Genomic DNA, 24023 nt, shown 5'->3' on the forward strand with positions numbered 1-24023 from the left:
GCCATCACCACATCGGTTCGATAGGCCCGTCACCACCCTTGGCCTTGTGCATGTCACCGCCCGAGACCCTATCCCAGAACCGTCCGCCGATCAGCTGTTCGGCGTCATAGGTCTTGATCAGATAGTCCTTGAGCGGCTTCTGGATCTTCGCGTTAGGCATCAGGAAGGTCCAGAGCTTGAGCTCGCCGGTGTGAAACTCGGCAAGCACCGATTTGACGAAGCCGTGCGGTACCGGAATGTTGATCCCATAGGCATCCGCCTTGTCGCCGATAATCTCCAGCGGCTTGGTGAAATCGAAAAACGGACAGTTGAGAACATAGACCTCGAGGATTTCGTCGCGGTCGTTGAGCTTGCGCACTTCCTCTTCCAGCTTGCGCCAGCCCTGCCGGTTGAACGCGGGCGTTTGGGGGGACATGTTGGACAGGAGGAAGGACTCGCTGTTCTCGATGCTCCGCAGGATCGAATTGGCACTCGCCACTAGGTGCCCGCGATCATAATTGCTGCCCTTGTAGGCGGCCAGCGACGCGCGAAATCGATGCGGCAATCTGACGTCGGCACGGAAATTGTCGAGCCGCTCGGACTTCTTGAACACATCGGGCATGAATTCCTTGCCGCCCCTGCGGACGATCTCCAGCGTCCACTTGGCCTGGCGGAAGTACCAGGAATAGCCGATGGTAAAATATCGCCCGGCCAGGATCTGGTCGCAGACTGGCGCACCGTAGCGAAGCTCGCGCTGCATCTGGAAGGGGTCGTCCATTCAAGCCTCCTGTCGCTGGTACCGACCCCATACGCCTGCCTGCGGGGCTCGATATTGTAGTGAATCGCCGAAATCGCCCGATGCCGTAGCGTTATCGCCTGTTTCCTACCGCCCCCGCGCTCGATAGATCGGGTGCCATGCAGTCCTGCCCGTCTTCCCTTCAAACCAGCTGAATGCCCTTCTCGCGACCTTTCACCATTTCTTTTCCAGGACCGTGTTCCATGTGTTCCATCCCGACGGAATCGTCGCAGTTGAAACCAACATCGGTCCAACATATGAGGTCGCTCGTTAGCGGCTCCCGGTGGAGAGGCGTTCCTGCGGAGGTTAGGAACGGGCGCCCCGGCAGCTTCACCAGCCCCCGCCTTCCTGGGGGCGACGATACAGGAAGGATGCTCGCCCGATGAGCGACGCCAATTCGATCAATGGCCGCCCCTTGAAACCCAGCACGCTGATGATGGGCCTCGGCTTCGACCCCAAGCTTTCCGAAGGCAGTCTCAAGCCGCCAATCTTCCTCACCAGCACCTTCGCCTTCCCCAGTGCGGCAGACGGCAAGCGACACTTCGAAGGCATCACCGGCAAGCGCCCGGGCGGTGCCGACGGACTGGTCTATTCGCGCTTCAATGCGCCCAACCAGGAAATCCTCGAAGACCGCCTCGCCATCTGGGATGGGGCCGAAGATGCGTTGAGCTTCTCCAGCGGGATGACGGCAATCTGCGTGCTGCTGCTGACCTATGCCGCGCAGGGCGACGTGATCGTGCATTCAGGCCCGCTCTATGCCGCAACCGAAGGCTTTGTCGCCAAGTGGCTGAGCAAGTTCGGGGTGAGCTATGTCGATTTCCCCGCTGGCGCATCGCGTGAAGAGATCGACGCGGTGCTGGCCAAGGCGAAAGCCAAGGCAAGCGAACAGGGCGGCAAGGTCTGCATGATCTATCTCGAAAGTCCTGCCAATCCGACGAATGCACTGGTCGATGTCGAAGCGGTCAAGGCCGCACGCGACGCCGCGCTGGGCGCCGATTGCCCGATTGCGATCGACAACACTTTCCTCGGCCCGCTGTGGCAGCGCCCGCTCGATCAGGGTGCGGACATAGTGGCCTATTCGCTGACCAAATATGTCGGCGGCCATTCGGATCTCGTCGCGGGCAGCATCGCCGGGGCGAAGAAGTGGATGGATCCGGTCCGCATGCTGCGTAACACTATGGGCGGCATCTGCGATCCCAATACCGCGTGGATGCTGTGCCGCAGCCTCGAGACCGTGGAACTGCGGATGCAGCGCGCGGGCGAGAACGCGGCCAAGGTGTGCGACTATCTCAGCAAGCACCCCAAGGTGGCGGGCCTCGGCTATCTCGGCATGATCACAGATGCGCGGCAGCAGGACATCTACGATCGCCACTGCCTGGGCGCGGGATCGACCTTCTCGCTGCTGCTCAAGGGCGGCGAGGCGGAATGCTTCCGCTTTCTCGACAGCCTCAAGATCGCCAAGCTGGCGGTCAGCCTTGGCGGCACCGAAACGCTGGCCAGCCACCCGGCCAGCATGACGCATCTTTCGGTTCCAGACGAACGCAAGGCCGCGCTGGGCATCACCGACAATCTCGTGCGCATCAGCATCGGGATCGAGGACCCGGACGACCTGATCGCAGATTTCGAGCAGGCACTGGAGCACGTCTGAACCCATGACCCGCATCGGCTTCCTGGCCTGCGCTGACACTTTGCCCGGCGCAGGCGAACGGCGCGGCGACGCGTTCGAACACGATATCGAAGTGGCGGCGCTGCGCCCGGCCTTTGCCGAGCTTGGGCTCGATCTGATCGAAATCGACTGGCGTTCGCCGCTGGCCGATTTCGAAGGGATAGCGCTGGTGCTGCTGGGCACCGCCTGGGACTATCAGGATCACCCGGCTGAATTCCTCGCCCGGCTCGACGAGCTCGTGGCACGCGGCATCGCCGTGCATAGCCCGCCCGATGTGGTACGCTGGAATATCGACAAGCGTTATTTGCAAGACCTCGCTTCGCGTGGTGCGGTGACGGTGCCGACCCTGTGGTTCGACGATGTCGATCGTGAGGGCGTGCTTGCGGCAATGGAGCAATTCGGCACCGATCGCGTGGTGGTAAAGCGCCAGGTGGGTGCCGGGGCGCTCGGTCAGTTCAGCTTCAAGCGCGACAGCCTGCCCGATGATGGCTGGAACATGGGAAAGCCGTGCATGGTCCAGCCCTTCCTCGCCAGCGTTCCGGAGGAAGGCGAATACACGTTTGTCTTCATCGACGGCGCGTTCAGCCATGGGGTGCTCAAACGCCCTGCGGCGGGTGAATACAGGATCCAGTCCCTCTATGGGGGGAGTGAGCATGACTTCGCCCCTTCGCCCACGGACCTTGCGACGGCGCAGGCGGTCGTGGCGGCACTGCCCTTTGCAGCGCCGCTTTATTGCCGGATCGACATGGCGCGACTCCCCTCCGGCGAGCTGGCGGTCATGGAAGCAGAGATGATCGAACCCTATCTCTATCCGGAGCAAGGCCCGCATCTGGGCGAAACACTGGCGAAGGCGATCCTCGCGCGACTCTGAAAGGCAGGCGAAAATGGCGGACAAGGTTTTCCTCGTGATCGGCGCAGGCGCGGGCATCGGGGGCCATGCCGCCAAGCGCTTTGCCGCCGGTGGCTACCACGCGGTGCTGGCGCGGCGCTCCGACGAAGAAGGGCTGCAAAGGCTGGTCGATGCCATCACCGATACCGGGGGCGAAGCGAGCGGACGGCTGATCGACGCCTCGCTGCCCGACACGATCGAGGACCTGGTCGAGGACGTCGAACAGGGGATCGGCCCGATCGAGGGGGCGTTGTTCAATCTCGGCGCGCAGATCGGCAATCGCCCGCTGGCCGAAACCACGCCGCGGATGTTCGAGCTTGGCTGGCGGCTCGCGACATTCGCGCCCTATCGCTTGGCCCGCGCACTGCTGCCGCGCATGGCCGAACGCGGGCGTGGGGCTTTCCTCGTGACCTCCGCCACCGCCGCGATGCGGGGCAATGCGGGCCAGGCCAGCCATGCAGCCGCCATGGGCGGGCGACGGATGCTGTGCCAGAGCCTCAATGCGGAGTTCGCGCCGCAAGGCGTGCATGTCGCGCATGTGCTGATCGACGCTGCGGTCGACGCGCCCGATACCCTGGGCAAGATGGTCGGCGATCGCTGGGAAGCCTTCAAGGACCACATGGGCGAAGACGGTCTGGTCGATCCCGCCGCAGTGGCCGAAACCTATTGGCATATCGCCCACCAGCCGCGCAGCGCCTGGACTTTCGAGACCGATCTCCGCCCCTATCGCGATGTGCCGTGGTGGAATGACAATCCCACCACGGCCATCGAGAAGACCTGACTAGCGTCAGGCAGTTGCCAGTTCCGGGGTACGCGGCGGCGTGCCTCCACCGATGCGCATCGGCTGGCGCTGCCAGTAGGTTAGCGAGCGCCACACCCACTCGAGCGGGCCGAAACGGAACGAACGCAACCAGAGGACGGATATCGACATCTCGACCACCGCGATGGTCAGCACCACGAGGTAGAGCTGCGAGCGGCTCAGCTCGCCATAGAGGCCAAAGCCGAAGTCGTAGAACAGCATGGTGCAGATCAGCGTCTGGCCGATGTAGTTGGTCAGCGCCATTTGCCCGGCGGCGGCAAAGCCGCGCTGCAGCCAGCGCAGCCAGCCGAGCTTCACCACCAGCAGGACCAGCCCGATGTGGCCGACTACCATCGCCAGACGGCTGATCTGGTAGGTGCGATTGGCTTCCTCCGCCACCAGGGTCGAATACTGCCCGCCTTGCAGGATACCGAGTTCGTACAGGCCCAGGGCAATGCCGACCGCGTAACCCCCAACCAGCATCATGGCATAGCTTCGTGTTGGCAGGCTGGCGGACAGCACGCCCAGCTTGAGCAGGGCCATCCCAATCAGCATGAACGGCATCATGTCGAAGAACAGCCAATACGGCAGTCCGGTCCACTGGAATTCATAGCTGAAGTCGAACTGCGATCGCACCGCATTGATGTAGCTGCCCGAATGCCAGCCCTCCATCATGGCGGCGGTTTCTTCATTAGGCAGCTGGTGGGTGGCGAGTTCATCCCGATGCGCGATTGCGCCCTGCTGCTCCTCCGTCAGTTCGACCCCGGTCGCCTGAGCCGTCTCTGCCGTTGCCGCGGCGGCATAGGCCTCACGGACGTCTTCGTATTTGTTGTTGTTCATGATGCCCGCAACCAGAAGGGCGGCAATGCCGATCGCCAATTGGTAGCGGGGCACCATGTTGCGGAACGAGAACAAGGCGAAGCCGCACAGCGAATAGGCAAACAGGATCTCGCCGGTCCACAGCAGAAGCGCCCAATGGATAACACCGAACAGCATCAGCCACGACATGCGCCGCAAATGCACGTCCGCCGCACTCAACCCGCCGGCAGACTTTTCCAGCCGCCCGGCCATCAGGACAATTCCGGCACCGAAAAGCATGGAGAAAATGCCCCGCATGGTCCCTTCGAACCCGACGTTCATGATCTCGAATAGCTTGAGGTCGAGCCCGGCAGGACCACCCGCCGCATAGGGATTGCCATAGGCCTGCCATAGCAGGCCGAAGGCGGATATGTTCATCAACAGGATGCCGAAGACGGCAATCCCGCGCAGGATGTCGAGAGAGTCGATACGATCGCCCTTGGCAACGGGCGCGGCAATTTCTGGCATAGGGAGTACCCTCCCCGAGGTTGGCTCAGGCCGCGACCCTCTGCCCGCGGCTTCGCCCCCGGTTCCCCGAAGCCGCCAGCGGAAACTACGTCAAAATTTGAGCCTGGGCAATTCGCTCTTGCGGCTCAGCCCTTCCACTCGCGCCGGTCCTCCGCGGCTTTGAGCACTTCATAGGCGAGTTGCAGCTTCTGGAATTCGGTCGCCGCCTCAGCATCCCCCGGCTTCACATCCGGGTGAACGAGCTTGGCCTTTTCCCGCCAGGCCTTCTTGACCGCGGCGAAATCGGCATCGGCGTCCAGCTCAAGCACATCGAGCGCGCGCATTTCGTCCTGGCTGCGCGAACCGTCACCGCTGCCTGCCCAGCCATAGTGCTGCGCCTCGGCGTAGCCGGCGTTCTCGCTCCGCTCCGTCTTCGCGCGTTCTTCGCGTTCGGCCTTGTCGAGACCCTCGAAATAGTCCCACTTGGAATTGTATTCGGCCGCGTGCTTCTGGCAGAAATACCAGCGGTCGCGGCTGTTGGGCGCCTTGGGCGCAGGGCAATCGCCCTTTTCGTCACACCCATGCCGATCGCAGATACGGACCTGGGTCGCCTCGCGCGACGACCCATAGCCACGCCAGCGGGGAAAGCCCCAGTCCATCGAGCGGCTAGGCTTGGGCATGAATCGCCCATGTCGTTCGTCGGTCACGCATAGCGTTCAATCTAGGGATGCTGGCAATTCGCGCAAGGATCAGGAATAAGTTTCAATATGAAATGTTGCAATGCAACGAACCGTTCATATATAGGCGCTATCAAGCCCCTTTCGAGAGACTGGACATGAGCAAGCAACTGACCCTTTCCGCGACGATCTCGGTGATCGCAGCCGCGCTGTTCGCGCTGTCCGCGACGGTTGGTACCGCGCAGGCGGACGCGTCGCATGCCCTCGCCGGCAACGCACCCCTTGCCGAACTCTCCATCGGCCGCTGATCAAACCCTCCCCCGACAGCGGTCGGATGAAGGGCTCCCACGTGGCGGGAGCCCTTCTTTTTTTCGCGATCAGTTGAGCACGATGGTGGCCGCGCGGCGATTCTGTGCCCAGGCCGCTTCATTCGAACCCAGCGCCACCGGACGTTCCTTGCCGTAGCTTACGGTGCGGATACGGTTGGCCGGAATACCGATCGAAACGAGATAGTTCTTCGCCGCATTGGAACGGCGTTCGCCCAGTGCGAGGTTGTATTCGCGCGTGCCGCGTTCGTCGGCATGGCCTTCGATGGTGAAGTTGAGGTTCGGGTACTGGCTGAAATATTGCGCCTGCACCTGCAGCTTGGCCGAATCCTCGGCATCGATGTTGTAGCGGTCGGTGTCGAAATAGACGACCGTATTGGCAACGCCCACCGCGTTGACGAAATGTTGCTGTGTGCCAACCCCGGGGCCGGACGGCGGCGTCGGAGTGGGGGTCGGGGCCACCGTGTCGACCGGTGGCGGCGGCAGCACTTCCGGTGCCTTCTTCGAACATGCCGCGAGGGCGATGGTGGAAGCGAGTATTAGGCTTGTAGCAATACGGGTATTCATAGCGGCTGTCCCCTTATTCAAACAGCGTTGCGAGTTCGGTTGCCCCCGAATGCGCCCCCAATTGGTTTGTGTACTTCCACTCTAATACAATTACGGCAGGATTGGACCCCATGCCGGATCAGAAGCGTCGACCGGTGTCGGCAGACGCCGTTCATTCTCGCCGGTCAAGTCGACCTGCCACAGCGATGTTTTTCCGCTATTCCGTTCGGAGCGGAAGAACTGGATGATACGGCCATTGGGCGCCCAGGTCGGCGCCTCATCCTGCCAGCCGTTGGTCAGCGCGCGCACACCGCCACCGGATGGACTCATGACCGCAATATTGAAATCGCCGGCGATGCGCGTGAAGGCGATCTGGTCACCGCGCGGACTCCACTCCGGGGTAGCGCAGCGCCCGCCCGAAAAGCTGATGCGCCGCTGGTTCGATCCGTCGGCATTCATCACATAGCATTGCTGGCTGCCCGAGCGATCGCTTTCGAAGACGATGCGGCTGCCATCTGGCGAATAGGATCCGCCAATATCGATGCCCGGCGTGTCGGTGAGCCGGCGCGGTTCGCCTCCAGTCGAAGGAACGCGGTAGATGTCAGTGTTGCCGTTCACCGCCATCGAATAGAGAATCCAACGACCATCGGGGCTCCAGCGTGGGGCGAAGGTCGGATTGGCGCTCTGCGTCACCAGCGTCTGGCTGCCAGTACCGATATCATACACATAAATACGCGGATTGCCGTCAACATAGCTGAGGTAGGACAGCTTCTTGTAATCGGGCGAATAACGCGGGGTCAGCGCGGTCGAACGACCGGTGGTGATGAAGCGGTGGTTGGCTCCGTCACTATCCATGATCGCCAGCCGCTTGGTCCGGTTATCCTTGGGCCCGGTCTCGGCAATGTAGGCGATGCGGCTGTCGAAGAAGGGGCTCTCGCCCGAAAGGCGCGAATAGACGAGGTCGGCACATTTGTGCGCCGCACGGCGCCAGTCGGCGGGCTGGACGATCCAGCCTTCGCGGACCAGCTGGCTCTGCAGCTGCATATCATAGAGGTAGCAGCCGACTGTCAGCCTGCCGTCCGCACGCGCCCGGACATAGCCGTGGACCAGCATCTCGGCCCCGCGGTTCGTCCAGATCGCGTAGTTGGGGGCGGTAATCTCCGCAAAGCGCGGCTGCGGCAGCGCATCGGGGCCTGTCGGCTTGAACAGGCCATTGTTGCGCAGGTCGTTGTGGATCACCCGCGCGAGCTCCCTGCCCAGCGCCGCGGTGCCGTTCGAATTCGCGGGAGTGGCGACATCGGCGTCAGTGGCGAAGCTGGGAATGGCGATGCCCAAATCCTGCCACGCGGTCTCGTCCGTAACGGTGAAAGACAGGCCTTCATCGGCTTGCCCTTCCTCGATCGTCTCGACGTCGCCACCCTCTTCGACCGGCTGGCCGAGATCCTGGTTCTGCGCCGCCAGCGGCATCGCGATGACGAGGGTGAAGGCGAAGGCAAGTTTCTTCATCGTGACAAGTTCCTATCGAAACGGGCGCCCCGGATCGACCTCCAGGCATTGTAATATTCCGGCGGCAGCTTGAACGGCGCAGCCAATTGGACGGCTCGAATTGCGCGTTCTGCATGGAGCGACTGCTGCGGCCGGTTTGAGTCGGTAACCCCGCTCTGCGCACGCACACGCGGCGCCCCACGTAGGCTGCCATCCTCATTGAGATCGAAATCGAGCTCGGTCACCAGCAGCTCCGCATCTACGCCTTGGGGAGCCGACCAGTGCGGTCGGATCTGGCGAATCAACGCCTGGACCACCGATGCCTTGGCACTCGCCCCGATCTGTGAGGCGGGGATACGCGTTTCGCTGGTCGTGGAACTGCTACCCGAACCTTCAAGGAAGTTGTCGCTCAGCCGCGAGCCACCGCTCCTTTGCGAACTGCTCGGCGGTGCTTGGGTGCGCGATGGATCGGGACGGCGGCGCTCGCGGCTATCCGGCTTTGCGGTGGGCGCGGGTGCGGGCGGCCTGACCGCCGGCGTAGGCGGCTGCACTGTCCGCTGCTCCGCCTGCGGAATGGGCGGCGCCGGAACCGGTGCATCGGACAAAGTCGGCGCGGTCGCGGCACGGCTTTCAGGCACCGGATCGGGAGCGGTTGCCTCAAGCCCGACGTCTTCTGCAAGGCTCACCGTCATTCGTTGCGGTTCGGGCATCGCTTCACGTTTAGCTGGCTGCAACAACAGCACCCCCACCAACGCCACATGCAGGACCGCCGCGACGGCAAGGCCGATGCGTTCCTCTTGGCGTAGTGTCTGGGCAGCCATGGCCATCGGCTATTCCTCGCCGGATGAACTGGTGTTGACCGGCATCGGCACGGCCCCGCTGTTCGTCACCAGAGCAATCCGGTTGAGCCCGGCGCGGTTAAGTTCGCCCATGACCGCCATGACCCGGCCATAATCAAGCCCGCGATCGGCCCGCAGCGTGATGTCCGGACCGTCCCCCACGCGCGGCAGTGCGGCCAGCGCATCCGGCAAGCCGCCCACGGGTACCTGCGTATCGTCGATGTAGACAAAGCCTTCCTCGTCGATGCTGATCGTGACCTGCTGCGCATCCTGCGCCAGCGCATTGGCATTGCTGTCAGGCAGATTGATCGGCACGCCCGAAGTCAACAGCGGCGCAGTGACCATGAAGATGATCAGCAAGACCAGCATGACGTCGACCAAGGGGGTGACGTTGATATCCGACATCGGTCGTCGCCCACCGCGACGACCTCGCCGTCGTTTGCCGCCGGAGGCGAGCCCCATTGCCATTCAGCGCGCCTCCAGTTGGCGGCTGAAAGTCGCCGAAAGCTTGTCGGCAAAGCGCGTGAGGCGCGCTTCGTAGCGGTCGACCCGGTGGCTGAAGCGATTGTAGGCAATCACCGCGGGAATGGCCGCGAACAGGCCGATAGCGGTGGCAAACAGCGCCTCCGAAATACCCGGTGCGACCACCGCGAGCGAAGAGCTGCCCTGCGTACCAATCTGGAAGAAGCTGTTCATGATGCCCCACACCGTGCCGAACAGGCCGACAAAGGGCGCAACTGAGCCGACCGTGGCGAGGAAGTTGAGACGCTCGGCGATATCGTCCGCCTCCAGCGCAATCTGGCTGTCCATCGCCGTGGCAAGCCGTTGGCGCAGTGCATCGGGATCGCGCACGGCGGTCTTGGTCGACCGGCGCCATTCCTCGACAGCGGCTTGTGCCACCCGTGCGGCGGGAATGTCCTTCTTGCCGCGCTCGGACATGAAGCGGTCGAAATTCTCGGCTTGCCAGAAATCGGCTTCATACTGGATCGTCAGACTGCGCAGCTTGCCCATGCGCAGGCTGAAGCTGACGATGATCATCCACACCCACAGGCTGGCGAGAAGCAGGCCAGCCATGACCGTCTGCACCACGATATCCGCATCGAGGAACAGGCGGATGGGATCGAGCCTGGTGGGGGCAACGCTGGAGAGAAGGGTAAGTATCGTCATCAGTCCTCATGAATTCCAAAGCGCGCAAAGGCCGCACGCCATTCTTCCGGCTGACGGATCGGCCGGCCTTCGGGGGAAATAAAGCCGACGCGCAGATACGCCTCGGCCAGCAATTCGTCGCCTGCCCCACCGATCCTGAACGCTTTCTGATGCATCCGGCACGAAGCAGTCCGTAATTCAATGCAGCGCGTATCAATCAGCACGTCATCGTCGAGCTTCGCTGGGCGCAGGTATTTGAGCGACAGTTCGGACACCGCATAGGCGCCGCCACCGCTTTCAATCGCAGCTCGCTGGTCGATCCCAAGCCGCCGCAGCAAATCGCTCCGCGCGCGTTCGAACCAGCGCAGGTAATTGGCATGGTAGGTAATGCCCGAAAGATCGGTGTCCTCGTAATAGACGCGGACCGCATAGAGGTGGCGGCTTCCGTCAACGACGCCGTCGGGAGGGTGGGGTAAGGTCATGTGTGGGATCAGACTCTAGCCCAGCGCCGAGTCCCCCGGCAATGGCAAACGACGAAGCGAGCAAATCGGGCGATCAACGCCGCCAGATCATCGGGCCAAGCGGCTGCCCCCCAAAGATATGGACATGGAGGTGCGGCACTTCCTGCCCGCCGTGTGCGCCGATATTGGCCATCATGCGGTACCCGGGCTCAACCAGCCCCTTGTCACGCGCCACTTTGCCCACTGCGCGAACGAACCCGGCGATTTCCTCGGCACTTGCCCGCTCGCTGAAATCATCCCAGCTGACATAACGCGCCTTGGGAACCACCAGCGTATGGACCTGCGCCTGCGGGTTGATGTCCTCGAAGGCGTAGGCCCATTCGTCCTCGTACACCTTGGTCGAGGGAATTTCCCCACGCAGGATCTTCGCGAAGATGTTGTTGTCGTCGTAGGGAAGGGTCGGATCGATGGGCATCAGGCATTCCTCGAATTCTTCTCGTCAATGCCTGAAGTGCCTTCGCGCCGATCGAGTTCGGCCAGAACCTCGGCCAGCGATACATCTTTGGCGCCCAGCAGGACAAGCAGGTGAAACAGGACGTCTGCAGCTTCGCCCACCAGTTCGTCACGACTGCCGGCCAGCGCGGCCGTGACAGTCTCAACAGCCTCCTCGCCCAGCTTGCGCGCCATGACCTGCAGGCCGCGATGGTTGAGCTGGGCGACATAGCTGGACGCGGGGTCTGCACCCTTGCGGGCGGCGATAGTAGCCTCGAGGCGCGCGAGCGTATCCATGGGCGGGGCTATGCACGTGCCCGGTGAGGAAGGTCAATCAGTCGTGATTGCGATTGAGCAGGAAGCGCCCGACAAGAAGCCCGGCCAACGCAATGCCAATGAGGACGAAACCGCTCGGCTCGGTCAGGCGCGCAGCGATACCCGCCGGGCCACCAAGGTCGGCAAACTGCGCGGCGAGCGAAATCACCTGATTCGACATGATTTTCCGCCTGCCACAGATTTTGGCCGACTACAGGCGCGGCGCTAAGCATGTCCCGTGAAGAGACGAAGGCTAGCCCCGCGCAGGGAGGCCCGCTGCCCGCAACGCGGCGTGGGCTTCGGCGATGGTGTGCTGGCCAAAATGGAAGATCGATGCCGCCAGGACCGCACTGGCATTGCCGCGCGTCACACCCTCGACCAGATGCTGGAGCGTACCGACACCGCCGCTAGCCACGACCGGTACCGACACGGCATCGGCAATCGCCCGGGTCAGGTCGACGTCATAGCCGTCCTTGGTCCCGTCGGCGTCCATCGAGGTTACCAATAATTCACCCGCACCCAGTTCGGCCAGGCGGATGGCATGTTCCACCGCATCAATACCGGTCGCCTTGCGGCCGCCGTGCGTGAACACCTCCCAGCCGCGGATATCCCCGCTGATCGCCGCGCGTGCATCGACGCTAGCAACGACACACTGGCTACCAAACTTCTCGGCGATTTCCGAAACCAGCTCGGGTCGCGCCACCGCGGCACTGTTGACCGCGATCTTGTCGGCGCCCGCGAGCAGCAGGGCGCGCGCATCCTCGACGCTGCGCACGCCGCCGCCAACGGTCAGCGGCATGAAGCATACCTCGGCTGTGCGCCGGACGATATCGAGCAGCGTCCCACGCCCTTCGTGGCTGGCCGAGATATCGAGAAAACAGAGCTCGTCCGCACCGGCCGCGTCATAGGCCTGAGCCTGTTCGACCGGATCGCCCGCGTCCTTGAGATCGACGAAGTTCACGCCTTTGACCACGCGCCCCTCGGCAACGTCGAGGCAGGGGATGACGCGAATGCGTACGGTCATTGGGCCCGCCCCGCCATGGCCAGCGCCGCCGCGAGGTCCAGCCGACCGTCATAAAGTGCGCGCCCGGTGATGACGCCTTCGATCCCGTCCTTCGCGTGAAGTGACAGCACATGGATGTCGTCCAGACCCTTGACCCCACCGCTGGCGATCACGGGGATATCGACCTGCCTTGCAAGATCGACGGTCGCCTCGATGTTGACGCCCTTGAGCAGTCCGTCACGCCCAATGTCGGTGAATAGCAGGCTGGCAACGCCCGCATCCTCGAAGCGGCGCGCCATGTCGACCACGCCGATATCGGACACTTCGGCCCAACCCTCGGTCGCGACCATGCCGTCCTTGGCGTCGACCGCGACAACGATGCCACCTTCAAATTCGCGCGCCATGTCCTTGACGAACTCGGGATCCTTGAGCGCAGCGGAGCCGATCACGATGCGCGCCACGCCGAGATCGAACCAGCCTTCTACCGCCGCCCGGTTGCGGATGCCGCCGCCCAGCTGAACGTAGCCCGGGAATGCCTCGACGATCCGTTCGACAACCTCGCGATTGCGGCTTTCACCGGCGAAGGCTCCATCAAGATCGACAACGTGCAGGTGTTCGGCCCCAGCCTCGGCAAAGCTCAGCGCCTGCGCGACGGGATCATCACCGTAAACCGTGGCGCGATCCATATCGCCTTCGGCCAAGCGCACGACCTGGCCGCCTTTTAGGTCGATGGCGGGAAACACGATCATGGGGCCCACTCCAGAAAGCGCGACAGCAGGCCAAGCCCGTAGGCCTGGCTTTTCTCGGGATGGAACTGCACCCCAACGATATTGTCACGCCCAACCGCCGCAACCAGCCCGCCGCCGTGATCGGTCATGGCCAGCACATTGTCGTGGTGCCGCGCCTTGAAATGGAAGGAATGGAGGAAGTAGGCCTCGCCCGCGGCGATCACGTCATGATCACGCGCATGCGGAAGCGCCGCGACATCGTTCCAGCCCATATGCGGCACCTTCACCGAGGTATCGGTCGGCGTCATCAGCCGTACCGTGCCGTCGATCCAGTCGAGTCCGGGCGTTTCCCCATGTTCGAGACCGCGCGTGGCGAGCAATTGCATTCCCACGCAAATGCCGAGAAACGGCGCGCCGCCGACAAAGACCCGTTCATGCATAGCCTCGATCACACCGGTGGTTGCGCGCAACCCTTCCGCGCATGATTTGAAGCTGCCCACACCCGGAAGGACGATCCGGTCCGCCGCACGCACGACATCGGGATCGGCGGTGACCTTCACCTCGGCCCCGACTTTGCGCAGCGCGTTCTCGACCGAATGTAGATTGCCCGCGCCGTAATCGACGAGGGCCACGACCTCAGCCACCCAATTGTCCCTTCGTGCTGGGAATGGCCCCGCCCTTGCGCGGATCCACTTCCACCGCCGCGCGCATGGCGCGAGCAAAGCCCTTGTAGATCGCTTCGCAGATATGGTGGTTATTGGTGCCGTAGAGCAGTTCGACGTGCAGTGTCAGCCCGCAGGTCTGGGCAACCGAATGGAACCAGTGTTCGATCAGCTCGGTATCCCACTCACCGAGCTTTTCCTGACTGAAGCCGGCCTTCCACACCAGGTAGGGTCGCCCCGAAATGTCGAGCGCGACCCGTGCCAGGGTCTCGTCCATGGGGGAATAGGCACTGCCGTAGCGCGCGATTCCACCCTTGTCGCCAAGTGCGGCCGACAGCGCCTGGCCCAGCGCAAGTGCGCTATCCTCGGTAGTGTGATGCTGGTCGACATGCAGGTCGCCGTCGACCTTCATCGTGACGTCGATCAGCGAATGCTTGGCGAATTGTTCAACCATATGATCGAGGAAGCCGATGCCAGTGGCGACGTCATACGCGCCGGTACCGTCGAGGTTGACCTCGACAAGGATCTTCGTTTCCGCGGTATCGCGGTTGATACGGCCTGTTCGCATGTGGGTGCCTATAGGCCAAGCATGCCGGTGCGCAAGAAAATGAACCCCGTCCAAGGGTAAAGCCAGACTTAAAGCGCTTGACCCGCGCGGCGTCGGGTTTCACCTAGGCGCGCATGAGCGAAGATACGCCCGATAGCTTGATCCCCTATGACACAATCGTGCAGGAGGCACTGCGCGCGGTCGTTGGCCGGGTTCTGGGAGAGATCGAGGCTGGCGGGGGCGAGTTGCCCGGCGCGCACCATTTCTACATTACCTTCAAGACGCACGCCCCCGGGGTGACGATCCCCAAGAGTCTGCGCGAGCGGTTCCCGGATGAAATGACCATCGTGCTTCAGAACAAGTTCTGGAACCTGGCGGTGCGCGAGGACGGGTTTTCGGTGGGATTATCGTTCAACCAGGTGCCAGCCGAACTCGACATTCCCTATGCCGCGATCACCCAGTTCGTCGATCCTGCGGTTGATTTCGGGCTGCAGTTCCAGGCGACGGTGGCCGACATGGCACCAGCTTCAACCGAGCATCCCGAGAACGATGGCTCGGAACAGGGCGACGACGATGGCCCCAAGGGAGCGGACGACGGTTCGAATGTCGTAAGCATCGACTTCGGTCGAAAGAAGTAAGTAGCGGCGCACCTTCGCGCCGGGATGGGCAGCGGAACATGACAAAGCGCATCACCCGATCGACAGGCAGGATCATCGGCAGGAAGCGCCGACGCAATCCAGTACCGGTCGAAGAAAAGCGCGATCCCAGCGAAGACTCCGCCACAAGCCTGATCCTGGCCGATGCCACCATCCGAGCCGGGAGCTACATAGTACGCCGCACCGTCGAAAAGGGATTGCTACGTGGGCGTTATGGCAGCGAAGCCGCGCAACAGATGCTCGCCCACAAGACAATCGGCCAGACTGTTCTTTCCTTCACCCTCGCCAAGCTGGCAACACGTTCTCTGCCGGGTGCCCTTATCGTAGGCGGCGGCGCGATGGCGAAGACACTTTACGATCGTCGCAAAGCTAAGCGCACCAAGCAAGCGAAGGCAGTGGAAACACCTCTGCCCCCACAGCTTCCCGACGAGCAGTCTTGATTTGCGCGGGCGCCTTGCCCCAAAGGCGCACATGGCCGAATCCGAACAGACCCAAGACAAGAACCCCCGCCCCAATCTCGCGCGGCGTGGCCTGATGTTCATCCTCTCTTCGCCCAGCGGCGCGGGCAAGACCACGATCAGCCGGATGCTGCTTGAGGCGGACCCGGAGATCAAACTGTCGGTCAGTGTCACCACCCGTCCTCCACGACCGGGGGAAATCGATGGGGTGCACTACTATTTCGTCGACGATGCCGAGTTCGACCGGATGGTCGAAGAGGACGACTTCTATGAATGGGCGACTGTCTTCGGATATCGCTATGGCACGCCAAAAGGACGGATCCGCGCGGCGCTCAAAGAGGGCCAGGACTTCATGTTCGACATCGACTGGCAAGGTACGCAGCAGCTCTACCAGAAGGACCAGCAGGACGTGGTTCGCGTGTTCATCCTGCCGCCGAGCATTGCCGAGCTACGGCGCCGTTTGGAGAGCCGCGCGCAGGACAGCGACGATGTGATCGACGAGCGTATGGAGCGCGCCCGGGGCGAGATCAGCCACTGGGACGCCTATGATTACGTGGTGATCAACGAGGACGTGAACGCCTGCTTTGCCAAGGTCCGCGAAATTCTGGATGCCGAACGGATGAAGCGCCAGCGCCAGACCGGCCTGATCCCCTTCGTCCGCGAATTGATGAGCTAGGGACGACCAGCGCGGGGAACGTCTACCTCGCACGCATAAATCCGCCCCGCCTTCTGCGTGCTGGCGTGTTCACGATGCGAGCTGGGCGCAACCAGCGTGAACAGCGTGCGCCCCTCGGCCCCGCCGAGCATGCAGGCATAGCAGTTCAGCCCTTCGGTCTCGACCACCTCCAGCACTTCCCCACCCTCGGCAAATCTCACGCAGCGTGGAGCCAGCGGATCGGCGATCCAGATCGCGCCTTCCGCGTCGAGGCAAATGCCGTCGGGGATATGCGGCGCAGTTTCCGCCCAGACGCGCCGGTTGGACAATGTGCCATCCAGCGCAACGTCGAAGGCCGTGAGGCGCGCGGCGAGCGTTTCGCCAAGGATGAGTGTCTTCCCGTCCGACGTTATGACCGTGCCGTTCGGGAAGCTGAAACGCTCGGTGCCAGCCGCCGCGCGAACGGTTCCATCGGGTTCGACCAGCGCGATCGGTGTGGTCGGGTGGTCAGCTAGCACGCTCTCAGGGCCTCGTGCGGAAAGTTCCGCATCTAGATCGAAGCCGAAGTTGCCGACATAGGCGCGGCCTTGTGCGTCGACGACCATGTCGTTGCACCAGAAGGTGGCGATGTCCGACAGGTCGGCATGCCGTTCGACCCGCCCATCGGGCCCGCGTCGCCACAGCTCCTGCGCCTGCATCTTGACGAACAGCAGCGTGCCATCGGGCATCCAGCCGAGGCCGGAAGATTGCTCTTCGCCTTCGAGCTGGAGCTCGACCCGCAGACCCCCGCCCGCTTCACTCACCGAATAGATCCGATGAGCGTAGAAGTCGGAAAACCACAACCGCCCATCGTGCCAGCGCGGTCCCTCGGCAAAGTGAATGCCGTCGGCGACCAGGCGCTGGGTACGGGCCATGCGATTACTCCATCAGGGTTGGGCGAAGTGGGTCGGCAGATGCGCGTTGACGATGCCGCCGTCGACCGTAACGGTTTCGCCGATGGTATAGTCACCGGCGCGGCTGGCGAGATAGACCGCCGTACCGCCCATGTCGTACTTGTCGCCGACGCGCTTGTTGGGAATTCCTGCAGCGCTCTCCGCCTCGTGATCGCGCGCAGCACGATTCATGCTGGAGGGGAAAGCCCCCGGCGCCAGGCTGGTGACGTAGACATGGTCCTTGACCAGGCGCGCCGCCATCCGCCGCGTCAGGTGGATCAATGCCGCCTTCGAAGCCTGGTAGCTATAGGTCTCCCACGGATTGATCCGCTGGCCGTCGATCGAGGTGATGTTGATCACCTTGGCGGGCCTTTGCGGGCTCGCGGCGGCGGTCAGCAGGCCATGCAGCTTTTGCGTGAGGAAGAAGGGCGTCTTGACGTTGAGGTCCATCACCTTGTCCCAGCCCGCCTCGTTGAAATCGAGGTAGTCGAGACCCCAGGCCGCCCCGGCGTTATTGACCAGGATATCAAGCTTGCTTTCGCGCTGCGACAGTTCGGCAACCAGCGCTTCGATACCGTCGAGGGTCGAAAGGTCGCCCTGGATACCGATCACCTTGTCGCCCAGCTCGGCACAGGTTTCCTCGATTTCGTGGATCTTGCGTGCGGTGATGTACACGCGCTCGATCCCTGCCGCGAGGAAGCCCTCGACGATCATCTTGCCGATACCGCGGCTGCCGCCGGTGACCAGCGCCACGCGGCCCTTGAGGCTGAACAGGTCTTCTAGGGTCATGGGTTTTCTCCCGCTCAGTAGCCGCTCAGTTCGGCAACGCGATTGGCATGGTAGTACTGGTCGCCAAGGAACTCCTGCAACGCGCGATCGCGTTTCATGTAGAGGCCGATGTCGTATTCGTCGGTCATGCCGATGCCGCCGTGCATCTGGACACCTTCGCGGACCGCGAGACCTGCGACCTTGGCCACCTTGGCCTTGGCGACCGAAGCCATCAGATCGGCCTTCTCGCTGCCGCCATCGAGCAGTTGGGCAGCCTTGATGGTGACCGCACGAGCGATTTCGACCTCGGAATAGAGGTGCGCGGCGCGGTGCTGCAGCGCCTGGAATTCGCCGATCAGCTTACCGAACTGCTTGCGCTGCTTGATGTAATCGACGGTCATATCCATCGCGCCGCGGGCAACGCCCACGCCCTCGGCCGCCGAACCAATCCGGCCCGCCATGAGCATGGCATTGAGCACATCGCGCCCGCCATCGACTTCACCGATCACGGCGTCGCCATCGAGCTCGACGCCGTCGAAGGTGATGTGGCTGGCCATCGAACTATCGACCAGGCGCACACTGTCGTGGCTCATGCCCACCGCGTCCTGCGGCACCGCGAACAGGGTCACGCCATCGGCATCCCCATCGCTGCCCGAAGTACGTGCAGCGACAACGATCATCTCGCTGCTGGCGCCATAGACCACGAAGTCCTTCTTGCCCGTGAGGCGGAAGCCGTTGCCCGATTTCTCGGCCTTGCAGGCGATACGTTCGGGGCGATGCTTGACGCCTTCATCGATAGCGACTGCATAGACCTTTTCGCCCGAAATGAGGTCGGGCAGCCAGCGCCCACGCACATCGTTACTGCCGTGCTTGAGCGCGGTCGCGGCGAGTACGGAAGAGGACAGAAAGGGCGAAGGCGTGAGGTTGCGCCCGATTTCCTCGAGCACGATGTTGGCTTCGACCTGGCCCATGCCAAGCCCGCCGTCTTCTTCGCCCACCAGCATGCCGGTGAAACCCATTTCGGCGAACTGCTTCCACAGGCCGTGGCCGAAGCCATCCTTGCAGTTGCGGTCGCGCCAATGGCGGAGCTGGTTCTTGATCGACCCTTCTTCGCCCATGAACTGGTTGGCGGTTTCGGCCAGCATTACCTGGTCGTCGTCGTAATACAGAGGCATCGATCAGGCTCCCGGAAGGTCGAGGATACGCTTGGAAATGACGTTCAGCATGACTTCGGACGTGCCGCCCTCGATGCTATTCGCCTTGGTACGCAGCCAGTTGCGCGACGGTTTGCCGCCGCCGGTTTCCTCGCTGTCCCATTCGAGCGCGCGAGTGCCGCCGGCCGCCATCATCAGCTCATGGCGACGCTTGTTGAGCTCGGTACCTGCATATTTCATCATGTTCGGCTGCGCGGGGTGCGCCTTGCCGACCTTGATCTCGTCGAGGAACTTCTCGCCCATCGCGGCATAGGCCAGGGCGTCGACGTCGAACTGCGCCAGCTCGGCGCGCAGAACGGGGTCGAGTTCGCCCGAGAGGCGCAGCATCGCCGCACCGATTGCACTGGTGCGGTCGCCGCCATCGGCACCCGAGATCATCTCGCGCTCGTGGCCGAGCAGGTATTTGGCGACATCCCAGCCGCGATTGACCTGGCCGACATAGGCAGGAATGTCCTCGCCGTAGCTCTTGGGCACGCTGACATCGTCGAAGAAGGTCTCGCAGAAGGGCGAGCTGCCGCTGATCAGCAGAATGGGCTTCGTCGACACACCCGCGCTGGCCATGTCGTAGAGCATGAAGGTGATGCCCTGGTACTTGTTTTCCTTGTCGGTGCGGACGAGGCAGAAAATCCAGTCGGCCTTGTCGGCATAGCTGGTCCAGATCTTCTGGCCATTGACCACCCAGTGATCGCCCTTGTCTTCACCATAGGTCTGCAAGGACACCAGGTCCGAGCCCGAACCCGGCTCCGAATAACCCTGGCACCAGCGGATTTCACCGCGGGCGATCTCATTGAGGAAGCGCTGCTTCTGGCCTTCGGTGCCGAAGTGCAGCAGCGCGGGGCCAAGCATCCAGATCCCGAAACTCGACAGTGGCGGACGCGCACCGATGCGGCTCATTTCCTCGCGCAGCACCTTGGCTTCGGCGGGCGAAAGGCCGGCGCCGCCATATTCTTTGGGCCAAGCCGGTACCGTGTAGCCCTTGGCAACACAGGCTTCGAACCAGGCTTTCTGGGCGTCATTCTTGAACTTGGCGTTGCGGCCACCCCAATAGACGTCGTCCTCGTCACGCACGGGTTCGCGCATTTCGGGCGGGCAGTTGGCTTCGAGCCACGCACGCGTTTCCGCGCGGAAGGCGTCCAGGTCACTGTCGGACATGAGCCGAATCCTCTCTCTTTCTAAAACGGCGGTATGTTGACGCTTACGTTAGGGTGATTCGGCAGGGGGGTGCAAGGGTGCTTGCGATCCCTCGCAATGCCGTAGCGTCAGCCAGAATGCGTTGACGAAGCCATGCGCTCCCCTAAGCTGGCGGCAGAGAAATTCGGGGAGAGAGTAGGCATGCGATTCTCTGGGAAGACGGTCGTCATCACCGGGGCCGCGTCGGGTATCGGGGCGGCGGCGACAGCGCTTTTCGCACGCGAAGGTGCGATTGTTTTCGCCAGCGACATCGATGTTGCGGGCGGCGAAAAGCTGGCGACGGACACTGAAGGGGACGTTCGTTTCGTTGAGTGCAATGTCTGCGACACCGCTGCGATCAAGGCGTTGATGGACCGCGCGGCAAGCGAAACCGGCGGCATCGACGTGCTCTTCAACAATGCCGGCGCCGGCGGGGCCCGCGCCGATATCACCGAAATCGAACCCGACGAGTGGGATCGCACCATGGACCTGCTGCTGCGCTCGGTCGCCATGGGCATCCGCTATGCCTTCCCGCACATGAAAGGCCGCAAAGGCGCAAGCATCGTCAATGTGTCGAGCGTGGCCGCTGTAGGCCCCGGCTATTCGCCGACCGCCTATGCCGTGGCGAAAGCGGGCGTCTTGCACCTAACCAAATGCGCAGCGACCGACCTGGCCCAGCACGGTATCCGCGTGAATGCGGTCCAGCCGGGTTTCATCAACACCAACATCTTCACATCGAGCCTGGAAATTACCGGCGAGATGAAAGAGATGGCCAAGGCCGCAATCGCCCAGCTTTCGTCCAACGCCCAGCCGGTGGCTCGCGGCGGGCAACCGATCGATATCGCCAATGCCGTGGCCTTCCTCGCCAGTGAGGCGGCCAGCTTCATGACCGGTACCTCGCTGATCGTGGACGGTGGCCTGACCGTTGGCCCCCGGCACAGCTGGGATCCTGAGGCGCCGCGCATGTTCTCCGCGCTCGAGGCTATGGAAGAACAGATGAAGCAGGCCGCGCAGGCCAACTGATGGCCGACGCGGGAGCCGAAGCGACGATTGCACCGCCCCCGGCGGAGCGCCTTCCCGTGCGGCTGAAGGTCTTCCACGGCTTCGGCTCGATCGCCTACGGCATCAAGGAAAACGGCTTCGCCACATTCCTGCTGCTGTTCTACAATCAGGTAGTGGGTCTCGATGCCGGCCTCGTCGGCACTGCAATCATGTTCGCGCTGATCGCTGATGCTTTCGTCGACCCCGTAATCGGTGAACTGACCGACCGGACGCAAACGCGCTGGGGGCGCCGCTTGCCCTGGCTTTATGGCGCGCCAATCCCGCTGGCTATCGCCTGGATGATGCTGTGGAGCCCGCCCGAGGGCAGCACGGCCTTCACGATCGGCTGGCTGGTCGGCTGGGCAATCATCGTGCGCTCGCTGGTCTCGATGTGCGAGGTACCGTCGGTCGCATTGGTTCCGGAGCTTACAGGCGATTACGACGAGCGCACGATCCTGATGCGCTATCGCTTCCTGTTCGGTTGGACCGGCGGATTGCTCATCCTGATCCTCGCCTATGGCGTATTCTTCAGGGCCGCTGGCGAAACCGACCCTGACGGCTATTTCGCCTATGCCCTGTCTGGCGCAGTGCTGATGGCAGGTGCAGTCCTACTCTCCGCACTCGGGCAGCACAAACGCGTGGCCAAGCCTTCCCCGCCGCAGCCCCGCCATTCGGGCGGGCTTGGTGCAATTGCGCGCGAGATGCGGCAGACGCTGTCCAACCGCGCCTTCCTGTGGCTGGTGTTCGCAGCTCTGTTCGCATTCATGAACCAGGGGATTGCGTTCTCGCTGACCAACTATTTCCTCGGCTTCGTTTGGCACCTCTCGCAGACCGAGAAGGTCGCCTATGGCCTGCTGCTGTTCGTTACGATGATCGCCGCCTTTGTCTCCATTCCCCCGCTCGCGAAACGTCTGGGCAAACGCGAGGCTGCGATCCTTGCCGGGATCGTATCGATCACTTTCAACGGCTCACTCTACCTGAGCTATTACCTCGGCGTGATACCCGGCCTGCCTGACAGCCCATCGGTCGTGGTCATGTTCGGCATGACTTTCCTCGCGAACACCGCCGCCATCACGCTGATGGTCCTGTCGAGCTCGATGATGGCCGATGTCGTCGAAGCGTCACAGGCCGAAACGGGGCGACGTTCGGAAGGCCTGTTCTTCGCGGGCTATTTCTTCATGCAGAAATGCGCGACGGGTGCGGGCATCTTCCTGGCAGGCCAGATCCTCAGCTGGTCGTCTTTCCCGATCGGCGCCATGCCGGGTCAGGTCGATGGACAGGTCATCAGCAACCTTGCCCTGTCCTATGTGCTGGTGCTGACCATAGTCGGCCTCACCGGCCTGTTCGTATTGCGGCGCTTTCCAATCGATCGGGCCAGCCACGAACAGCGACTTGCGGTTCTGAGCGGCGCGGCGCGCATGGACCCCGATGCCGAAGGGATGCACCCTTGACACGGATCAAATGAATCTTGGCTTGGCGCGGCCAGAAGGTCGTGCCAGTTTCACCTAGCAACGGAATCGAGAGAAGAGGACGACATCATGGACTTCGAACCCACCGAACGGCAGGCCTATTGGCGCGACCGCGTAAAGAACTTCATCGACGCACATGTTCGTCCGGCAGTTCCGACCTACAAGGCACAGGATGCCGAAGGTGATCGCTGGAAGGTCATTCCCGTGGTCGAGGAACTCAAGGCCAAGGCCAAGGCCGAAGGCATCTGGAACCTGTTCATGCCGCCGCGCAATGACGGGCACCACCATGTCGACGAAACCTATGAATTCGAGGGCCCGGGGCTGACCAACCTCGAATATGCGCTCTGCGCCGAAGAAATGGGCCGCGTCGGCTTCGCCTCAGAAGTCTTCAACTGTTCCGCCCCCGATACCGGAAACATGGAAGTGTTCCACCGCTACGGTACGCGCGAACAGAAGGACAAGTGGCTGACCCCGATCATGAACGGCGAGATCCGCTCCGCCTTCCTCATGACCGAGCCCTTCACCGCTTCGTCCGATGCCACCAACATCGAGACCCGCATCGATCGCGATGGCGATGAATATGTCATCAACGGCCGCAAGTGGTGGTCGTCGGGCTTGGGCGATCCGCGCTGCAAGGTTGCGATCGTCATGGGCAAGACCGATTTTTCGGCCGGTCGCCACGCCGCACAATCGATGCTGCTGATGCCTCTGGAAAACACCCCGGGCGTCAACGTCATCCGCCACCTGCCGGTGTTCGGTTATGACGATGCTCCCCACGGCCACATGGAAGTGGAAATGAAGGACGTCCGCGTTCCCGTGACCAACATGCTGCTGGGCGAAGGCCGTGGTTTCGAGATCGCCCAGGGCCGCCTCGGCCCAGGCCGCATCCATCACTGCATGCGCACCATCGGCGTGGCCGAGGAAGCACTGGCCAAGATGTGCCGGCGCCTGCAGGAGCGCGAAGCCTTCGGCAAGCCGATCTACAAGCATTCGGTCTGG

General features: G+C 62.7%; 30 protein-coding genes. 10 read left to right on the top strand and 20 right to left on the bottom strand.

Annotated elements, in window-relative coordinates; translation table 11 throughout:
- Positions 1–4: 4 nt before the first annotated feature.
- On the bottom strand, positions 5–757 hold the full coding sequence (locus AAFM29_RS09355) for a DNA/RNA non-specific endonuclease (protein ID WP_341712536.1): 753 nt from the start codon (positions 755–757) through the stop codon (positions 5–7).
- A gap of 400 nt (positions 758–1157) precedes the next feature.
- Between AAFM29_RS09355 and AAFM29_RS09360 the strand changes: the two genes are divergently transcribed.
- Genes AAFM29_RS09360 through AAFM29_RS09370 form a run of 3 tightly spaced genes read left to right on the top strand, consistent with a single transcriptional unit; the run spans position 1158 to position 4111 of the window.
- Positions 1158–2423 carry a cystathionine gamma-synthase family protein gene (locus tag AAFM29_RS09360; protein WP_341712537.1) on the top strand — a complete coding sequence of 422 codons (1266 nt, stop codon included), beginning with the start codon at positions 1158–1160 and terminating at the stop codon, positions 2421–2423.
- Positions 2424–2427: 4 nt separating this feature from the next.
- Entirely contained in the window at positions 2428–3312 is an 885-nt protein-coding gene (locus tag AAFM29_RS09365; RefSeq protein WP_341712538.1) for a hypothetical protein, read from the top strand.
- Positions 3313–3325: 13 nt separating this feature from the next.
- Positions 3326–4111, top strand: a complete 786-nt coding sequence (locus AAFM29_RS09370) for an SDR family NAD(P)-dependent oxidoreductase (RefSeq protein ID WP_341712539.1) — start codon at positions 3326–3328, stop codon at positions 4109–4111.
- Positions 4112–4117: 6 nt separating this feature from the next.
- Here the strand turns inward: AAFM29_RS09370 and AAFM29_RS09375 are convergent, their stop codons facing one another.
- A complete protein-coding gene (locus AAFM29_RS09375; RefSeq protein ID WP_341712540.1) occupies positions 4118–5455 on the bottom strand; it encodes a DUF418 domain-containing protein in 1338 nt (445 codons plus the stop codon).
- 125 nt (positions 5456–5580) lie between these two features.
- Positions 5581–6114: a J domain-containing protein gene (locus AAFM29_RS09380; RefSeq protein ID WP_341712565.1), complete on the bottom strand. Its 534-nt coding sequence runs from the start codon at positions 6112–6114 to the stop codon at positions 5581–5583.
- Positions 6115–6269: 155 nt separating this feature from the next.
- Here AAFM29_RS09380 and AAFM29_RS09385 point away from each other — a divergent pair, with 155 nt between their 5' ends.
- Positions 6270–6419, top strand: a complete 150-nt coding sequence (locus AAFM29_RS09385; protein ID WP_341712541.1) for a hypothetical protein — start codon at positions 6270–6272, stop codon at positions 6417–6419.
- Positions 6420–6488: 69 nt separating this feature from the next.
- On the opposite strand, the gene pal is transcribed toward AAFM29_RS09385, so the two are convergent.
- From pal to hisB, 13 genes are all read right to left on the bottom strand, one after another.
- Complete coding sequence (gene pal, locus AAFM29_RS09390; protein WP_341712542.1) at positions 6489–7004, bottom strand: peptidoglycan-associated lipoprotein Pal; 516 nt, start codon at positions 7002–7004, stop codon at positions 6489–6491.
- A gap of 90 nt (positions 7005–7094) precedes the next feature.
- Positions 7095–8489: a Tol-Pal system beta propeller repeat protein TolB gene (gene tolB / locus AAFM29_RS09395; RefSeq protein WP_341712543.1), complete on the bottom strand. Its 1395-nt coding sequence runs from the start codon at positions 8487–8489 to the stop codon at positions 7095–7097.
- Positions 8486–9295, bottom strand: coding sequence for an energy transducer TonB (locus AAFM29_RS09400; protein ID WP_341712544.1), 810 nt, complete (start codon positions 9293–9295; stop codon positions 8486–8488). Before AAFM29_RS09400 ends, tolB begins: the two co-directional genes overlap by 4 nt.
- 3 nt (positions 9296–9298) lie before the next feature.
- The gene (locus AAFM29_RS09405; protein WP_341712545.1) at positions 9299–9775 is read right to left on the bottom strand and encodes a biopolymer transporter ExbD; all 477 of its coding nucleotides are present in this window, start codon (positions 9773–9775) and stop codon (positions 9299–9301) included.
- On the bottom strand, positions 9776–10474 hold the full coding sequence (gene tolQ / locus AAFM29_RS09410; RefSeq protein WP_341712546.1) for a protein TolQ: 699 nt from the start codon (positions 10472–10474) through the stop codon (positions 9776–9778). It abuts the gene before it with no gap.
- Complete coding sequence (locus tag AAFM29_RS09415) at positions 10474–10935, bottom strand: YbgC/FadM family acyl-CoA thioesterase (RefSeq protein WP_341712547.1); 462 nt, start codon at positions 10933–10935, stop codon at positions 10474–10476. Before AAFM29_RS09415 ends, tolQ begins: the two co-directional genes overlap by 1 nt.
- A 73-nt stretch (positions 10936–11008) precedes the next feature.
- Positions 11009–11389, bottom strand: a complete 381-nt coding sequence (locus AAFM29_RS09420; protein ID WP_341712548.1) for a histidine triad nucleotide-binding protein — start codon at positions 11387–11389, stop codon at positions 11009–11011.
- Entirely contained in the window at positions 11389–11703 is a 315-nt protein-coding gene (locus AAFM29_RS09425; protein ID WP_341712549.1) for a phosphoribosyl-ATP diphosphatase, read from the bottom strand. The genes AAFM29_RS09420 and AAFM29_RS09425 overlap by 1 nt, the downstream gene beginning before the upstream one ends.
- Positions 11704–11740: 37 nt before the next feature.
- Positions 11741–11902, bottom strand: a complete 162-nt coding sequence (locus AAFM29_RS09430; protein ID WP_341712550.1) for a hypothetical protein — start codon at positions 11900–11902, stop codon at positions 11741–11743.
- A 72-nt stretch (positions 11903–11974) separates the two neighbouring features.
- Entirely contained in the window at positions 11975–12745 is a 771-nt protein-coding gene (gene hisF / locus AAFM29_RS09435) for an imidazole glycerol phosphate synthase subunit HisF (RefSeq protein ID WP_341712551.1), read from the bottom strand.
- Positions 12742–13473, bottom strand: coding sequence for a 1-(5-phosphoribosyl)-5-[(5-phosphoribosylamino)methylideneamino]imidazole-4-carboxamide isomerase (gene hisA, locus AAFM29_RS09440; protein ID WP_341712552.1), 732 nt, complete (start codon positions 13471–13473; stop codon positions 12742–12744). The genes hisF and hisA overlap by 4 nt, the downstream gene beginning before the upstream one ends.
- Positions 13470–14096 (bottom strand): imidazole glycerol phosphate synthase subunit HisH, encoded by a 627-nt coding sequence (hisH, locus tag AAFM29_RS09445; protein ID WP_341712553.1) that lies wholly within the window; start codon positions 14094–14096, stop codon positions 13470–13472. Before hisH ends, hisA begins: the two co-directional genes overlap by 4 nt.
- Positions 14089–14682 carry an imidazoleglycerol-phosphate dehydratase HisB gene (gene hisB / locus AAFM29_RS09450; RefSeq protein ID WP_341712554.1) on the bottom strand — a complete coding sequence of 198 codons (594 nt, stop codon included), beginning with the start codon at positions 14680–14682 and terminating at the stop codon, positions 14089–14091. Before hisB ends, hisH begins: the two co-directional genes overlap by 8 nt.
- Before the next feature lie 113 nt (positions 14683–14795).
- Between hisB and AAFM29_RS09455 the strand changes: the two genes are divergently transcribed.
- From AAFM29_RS09455 to gmk, 3 genes are read left to right on the top strand one after another with little or no spacing between them, the layout of a single operon-like run.
- The gene (locus AAFM29_RS09455; protein WP_341712555.1) at positions 14796–15299 is read left to right on the top strand and encodes a ClpXP protease specificity-enhancing factor SspB; all 504 of its coding nucleotides are present in this window, start codon (positions 14796–14798) and stop codon (positions 15297–15299) included.
- A 38-nt stretch (positions 15300–15337) separates the two neighbouring features.
- Entirely contained in the window at positions 15338–15757 is a 420-nt protein-coding gene (locus AAFM29_RS09460) for a hypothetical protein (RefSeq protein ID WP_341712556.1), read from the top strand.
- 31 nt (positions 15758–15788) lie between these two features.
- Entirely contained in the window at positions 15789–16451 is a 663-nt protein-coding gene (gene gmk, locus AAFM29_RS09465; RefSeq protein WP_341712557.1) for a guanylate kinase, read from the top strand.
- Here gmk and AAFM29_RS09470 read toward each other — a convergent pair.
- The 4 genes from AAFM29_RS09470 to AAFM29_RS09485 are packed head-to-tail and all read right to left on the bottom strand — an operon-like array spanning position 16448 to position 20496.
- The gene (locus AAFM29_RS09470) at positions 16448–17344 is read right to left on the bottom strand and encodes an SMP-30/gluconolactonase/LRE family protein (protein WP_341712558.1); all 897 of its coding nucleotides are present in this window, start codon (positions 17342–17344) and stop codon (positions 16448–16450) included. The two genes, gmk and AAFM29_RS09470, sit on opposite strands and share 4 nt — an antisense overlap.
- 12 nt (positions 17345–17356) lie before the next feature.
- Positions 17357–18151, bottom strand: coding sequence for an SDR family oxidoreductase (locus AAFM29_RS09475; protein WP_341712559.1), 795 nt, complete (start codon positions 18149–18151; stop codon positions 17357–17359).
- A gap of 14 nt (positions 18152–18165) precedes the next feature.
- The gene (locus AAFM29_RS09480; RefSeq protein WP_341712560.1) at positions 18166–19305 is read right to left on the bottom strand and encodes an acyl-CoA dehydrogenase family protein; all 1140 of its coding nucleotides are present in this window, start codon (positions 19303–19305) and stop codon (positions 18166–18168) included.
- Between the two features lie 3 nt (positions 19306–19308).
- Complete coding sequence (locus AAFM29_RS09485) at positions 19309–20496, bottom strand: acyl-CoA dehydrogenase family protein (protein WP_341712561.1); 1188 nt, start codon at positions 20494–20496, stop codon at positions 19309–19311.
- 180 nt (positions 20497–20676) lie between these two features.
- Between AAFM29_RS09485 and AAFM29_RS09490 the strand changes: the two genes are divergently transcribed.
- The 3 genes from AAFM29_RS09490 to AAFM29_RS09500 form a co-directional block, all read left to right on the top strand.
- Positions 20677–21537, top strand: a complete 861-nt coding sequence (locus AAFM29_RS09490) for an SDR family oxidoreductase (protein ID WP_341712562.1) — start codon at positions 20677–20679, stop codon at positions 21535–21537.
- Entirely contained in the window at positions 21537–23006 is a 1470-nt protein-coding gene (locus AAFM29_RS09495) for an MFS transporter (protein ID WP_341712563.1), read from the top strand. The genes AAFM29_RS09490 and AAFM29_RS09495 overlap by 1 nt, the downstream gene beginning before the upstream one ends.
- 87 nt (positions 23007–23093) lie before the next feature.
- A partial coding sequence (locus tag AAFM29_RS09500; RefSeq protein ID WP_341712564.1) for an acyl-CoA dehydrogenase family protein occupies positions 23094–24023 on the top strand: 930 nt, incomplete at its 3' end.

The sequence above is a fragment of the Erythrobacter sp. genome (assembly GCF_038133525.1).
GTDB lineage: Bacteria > Pseudomonadota > Alphaproteobacteria > Sphingomonadales > Sphingomonadaceae > Qipengyuania.

What these genes read in the sequence shown, in the direction of transcription:
- AAFM29_RS09355 (WP_341712536.1), bottom strand. Translation starts at nt 757, where the DNA reads ATGGACGACCCCTTCCAGATGCAGCGCGAGCTTCGCTACGGTGCGCCA.
- AAFM29_RS09360 (WP_341712537.1), top strand. Translation starts at nt 1,158, where the DNA reads ATGAGCGACGCCAATTCGATCAATGGCCGCCCCTTGAAACCCAGCACG.
- AAFM29_RS09365 (WP_341712538.1), top strand. Translation starts at nt 2,428, where the DNA reads ATGACCCGCATCGGCTTCCTGGCCTGCGCTGACACTTTGCCCGGCGCA.
- AAFM29_RS09370 (WP_341712539.1), top strand. Translation starts at nt 3,326, where the DNA reads ATGGCGGACAAGGTTTTCCTCGTGATCGGCGCAGGCGCGGGCATCGGG.
- AAFM29_RS09375 (WP_341712540.1), bottom strand. Translation starts at nt 5,455, where the DNA reads ATGCCAGAAATTGCCGCGCCCGTTGCCAAGGGCGATCGTATCGACTCT.
- AAFM29_RS09380 (WP_341712565.1), bottom strand. Translation starts at nt 6,114, where the DNA reads ATGCCCAAGCCTAGCCGCTCGATGGACTGGGGCTTTCCCCGCTGGCGT.
- AAFM29_RS09385 (WP_341712541.1), top strand. Translation starts at nt 6,270, where the DNA reads ATGAGCAAGCAACTGACCCTTTCCGCGACGATCTCGGTGATCGCAGCC.
- pal (WP_341712542.1), bottom strand. Translation starts at nt 7,004, where the DNA reads ATGAATACCCGTATTGCTACAAGCCTAATACTCGCTTCCACCATCGCC.
- tolB (WP_341712543.1), bottom strand. Translation starts at nt 8,489, where the DNA reads ATGAAGAAACTTGCCTTCGCCTTCACCCTCGTCATCGCGATGCCGCTG.
- AAFM29_RS09400 (WP_341712544.1), bottom strand. Translation starts at nt 9,295, where the DNA reads ATGGCCATGGCTGCCCAGACACTACGCCAAGAGGAACGCATCGGCCTT.
- AAFM29_RS09405 (WP_341712545.1), bottom strand. Translation starts at nt 9,775, where the DNA reads ATGGCAATGGGGCTCGCCTCCGGCGGCAAACGACGGCGAGGTCGTCGC.
- tolQ (WP_341712546.1), bottom strand. Translation starts at nt 10,474, where the DNA reads ATGACGATACTTACCCTTCTCTCCAGCGTTGCCCCCACCAGGCTCGAT.
- AAFM29_RS09415 (WP_341712547.1), bottom strand. Translation starts at nt 10,935, where the DNA reads ATGACCTTACCCCACCCTCCCGACGGCGTCGTTGACGGAAGCCGCCAC.
- AAFM29_RS09420 (WP_341712548.1), bottom strand. Translation starts at nt 11,389, where the DNA reads ATGCCCATCGATCCGACCCTTCCCTACGACGACAACAACATCTTCGCG.
- AAFM29_RS09425 (WP_341712549.1), bottom strand. Translation starts at nt 11,703, where the DNA reads ATGGATACGCTCGCGCGCCTCGAGGCTACTATCGCCGCCCGCAAGGGT.
- AAFM29_RS09430 (WP_341712550.1), bottom strand. Translation starts at nt 11,902, where the DNA reads ATGTCGAATCAGGTGATTTCGCTCGCCGCGCAGTTTGCCGACCTTGGT.
- hisF (WP_341712551.1), bottom strand. Translation starts at nt 12,745, where the DNA reads ATGACCGTACGCATTCGCGTCATCCCCTGCCTCGACGTTGCCGAGGGG.
- hisA (WP_341712552.1), bottom strand. Translation starts at nt 13,473, where the DNA reads ATGATCGTGTTTCCCGCCATCGACCTAAAAGGCGGCCAGGTCGTGCGC.
- hisB (WP_341712554.1), bottom strand. Translation starts at nt 14,682, where the DNA reads ATGCGAACAGGCCGTATCAACCGCGATACCGCGGAAACGAAGATCCTT.
- AAFM29_RS09455 (WP_341712555.1), top strand. Translation starts at nt 14,796, where the DNA reads ATGAGCGAAGATACGCCCGATAGCTTGATCCCCTATGACACAATCGTG.
- AAFM29_RS09460 (WP_341712556.1), top strand. Translation starts at nt 15,338, where the DNA reads ATGACAAAGCGCATCACCCGATCGACAGGCAGGATCATCGGCAGGAAG.
- gmk (WP_341712557.1), top strand. Translation starts at nt 15,789, where the DNA reads ATGGCCGAATCCGAACAGACCCAAGACAAGAACCCCCGCCCCAATCTC.
- AAFM29_RS09470 (WP_341712558.1), bottom strand. Translation starts at nt 17,344, where the DNA reads ATGGCCCGTACCCAGCGCCTGGTCGCCGACGGCATTCACTTTGCCGAG.
- AAFM29_RS09475 (WP_341712559.1), bottom strand. Translation starts at nt 18,151, where the DNA reads ATGACCCTAGAAGACCTGTTCAGCCTCAAGGGCCGCGTGGCGCTGGTC.
- AAFM29_RS09480 (WP_341712560.1), bottom strand. Translation starts at nt 19,305, where the DNA reads ATGCCTCTGTATTACGACGACGACCAGGTAATGCTGGCCGAAACCGCC.
- AAFM29_RS09485 (WP_341712561.1), bottom strand. Translation starts at nt 20,496, where the DNA reads ATGTCCGACAGTGACCTGGACGCCTTCCGCGCGGAAACGCGTGCGTGG.
- AAFM29_RS09490 (WP_341712562.1), top strand. Translation starts at nt 20,677, where the DNA reads ATGCGATTCTCTGGGAAGACGGTCGTCATCACCGGGGCCGCGTCGGGT.
- AAFM29_RS09495 (WP_341712563.1), top strand. Translation starts at nt 21,537, where the DNA reads ATGGCCGACGCGGGAGCCGAAGCGACGATTGCACCGCCCCCGGCGGAG.